This window comes from Brachyspira catarrhinii, from assembly GCF_005518285.1.
Lineage (GTDB): Bacteria > Spirochaetota > Brachyspiria > Brachyspirales > Brachyspiraceae > Brachyspira > Brachyspira catarrhinii.
Map to the genome: position 1 here is coordinate 1 of NZ_SJDU01000349.1, position 2,382 is coordinate 2,382.

At 30.0% G+C, this 2,382-nt stretch carries 1 protein-coding gene; it reads left to right on the top strand.

All coding sequences use genetic code 11. The annotated features are described in order from the left end of the window. The first annotated feature begins 181 nt into the window (after positions 1 to 181). Positions 182 to 2,356, top strand: a complete 2,175-nt coding sequence (locus EZH24_RS10360) for a hypothetical protein (protein ID WP_137999054.1) — start codon at positions 182 to 184, stop codon at positions 2,354 to 2,356. Positions 2,357 to 2,382 lie beyond the last annotated feature (26 nt).

Sequence of the window (2,382 nt, forward strand, 5' to 3'; positions counted from 1 at the left end):
AATGTATATTCACCAGGATATATAACAATGCCTGATAGTTTGTATACACTTATGGAAACTGTAAAAGATCCTAATTTTACATTAGAAACACCATTAAAATCTTATTATATAAACTCATTAGATTTTGGTATAACATTAGGTCTAGCATTTAAAGGATAATTAATATTTGGAGGTAATAATTATGAAAAAAATATATTTGTTATTTTTATTAATAATATCTATTTTTATGATGTCATGCGGAGGACATTTCTTTAATCCTAGATATTATTATAATAAAAGTGCTTCAGAATCTGAACAAGGAGAAATACCAGATACAGCTCCAGAAAATCCTCCTGAACAGGTACCTGAACATGAAGATCCTTTCAAAAATGGTGATTGGAATGATCCTAATTACGGCGGATATGATGGCAGTAAATTTAAAACTTGGTTATTTAAAGCTAGTTTCCAAAAAGATAAACTTCCTATATACACTTTCTTTGAAGATGATAATAGATACTGGATATCAGGTGTAATGGATTGGAATAATGTTCCTGCTAATTATTATGATGGTAAAGACGGTGAAAATTATGCGGGAAGCATAGTAGGAAATGTTTCAATAACTGGTTTAAAGGTTTATCAGTATGTTGCTAATAACCCTTTATATAGTAAAGAAGGTTATTTAGAGGGAAGATTAGACAGATTTAATTTCTATTCTATAAATGGAAAGGCTTCTGTAGCTACACTTAAACAGTATTTAATAGCAGTAGATACTTATTCTAAATTTATATTTGCCTTTGGAGCTATTACAGAAACACAAAGTGTTGCAGGAGATGAGGTACCTGTTTCATTTAAAGCTGTAGAAAAAGAAGGAGATCGTTCTTTCTTTGAATATGACCCTATAGGTTATGTAAAAGAAGACGGTACTGTTGTGTTATATGAACATTATAGAAAAGAATTTGTGGCAGCACCTACAGAATATCTTCCTAAAATTCACCCTGAATTTGAAAAAATGGCAGAACATAAAGAGAATGGTCAAGGAAGTTCTCCATATTTGAAAGTAGATGTTTCTACAATAGATCCTAGCACTGTATTGAATAATTTCAAAGATAAACAATATGGTATAAGAGATAGACTTACATTGTATACATATAAATTTGACAGTACAGCTAATACTTTAACACTTAAAGCAGAACATTTCTATGATGGTCCTTTATCAACAAAAACATATACATTTAGTAAGATAGCAGGATTAACATCAGCAGAATATATTAGTTCTTCTGGAGAAACTATCATAGTAAATGGTATTGATGATTACAATAAATTAAAAGACGGCGGCAGTTTTGAATATATATTGAATTATAATGATAATGGACCTTTATTCTATTACAGAGCAGCTGGAAAGAATTACACTGAAATAGATAGTACAGGTGATAAGTATGTATTTAGCGGAGATGGTAAATCACTTTATCACTATCTTAAATCAGGTGAATTGGAATCCACATATACTTATGTTTCAGAAAATGGAACAGATCAGGCTACATATAAAAATGGAACATTATCATCTTATACATTAAGATTGGCAACAACTGATAAAAAAGATGATACTTTATTTTGGTCATCAATTTGGGGTAGTACAGCAGATAGTTACGAATCAATACAGGATTATGTTGAAATAAACGGAGGATTTACAGATTATGTTTCTTCTCAAATATTTAAATACAGAGATACTTCTCAATGGACTTCTTCTTATCCATTAGATGATAGTTATAGTCCTGATGGAAGAAGTTTGATATTGAAAACTTACACTTTTTCAAAAGGAGGTACAACTCTAGAAATTAAAGAAGAAACTTGGAATAAACCAAAAGATACTAAAACAACAAGATATAATTTAACTCAAGCTAATGATAAATCAGCTAGTTATACAGGTAATGGAGGAACTATATCATTAGAAATAAATGACAGCGGAAATTTAGTTCAGAATTATACTGTAGTCGGAATAATAGCTTCTTCATTTGTAGATAATGGTCCTATATTCCCAGACAGAGTTAGAGGAGCTGTGTTCAAAAAAGGAGATACTGTATATACATTTAATGAAGATGGTACTTCTCTTACTTTAGAATTTGAATACTGGTTTAATATAGTTAAACATACTTATAAATTAGTACGTTTAGATAATGATATAGCTATGAATTACACTGGTATATATCATGATATAGATTGGTGGACTCAATTGACTCCTTATAAAAGGTTAAGATTAAATAAGGATAGTAATGACAATACTATAGTTTCTAGTACAGAGGGTGGTAGTATAAATGGTCTTGGAAGTGCTGATTCTGATCTTGGTCTTGGTATTGAAGCTTATAGGGTAACTCAGTAAACAGTTTATAATTAAAAAATCAAGCG

Bases quoted from the DNA above. Each gene is read 5' to 3' on its own strand.
- EZH24_RS10360 (WP_137999054.1), top strand. From the start codon at position 182: ATGAAAAAAATATATTTGTTATTTTTATTAATAATATCTATTTTTATG.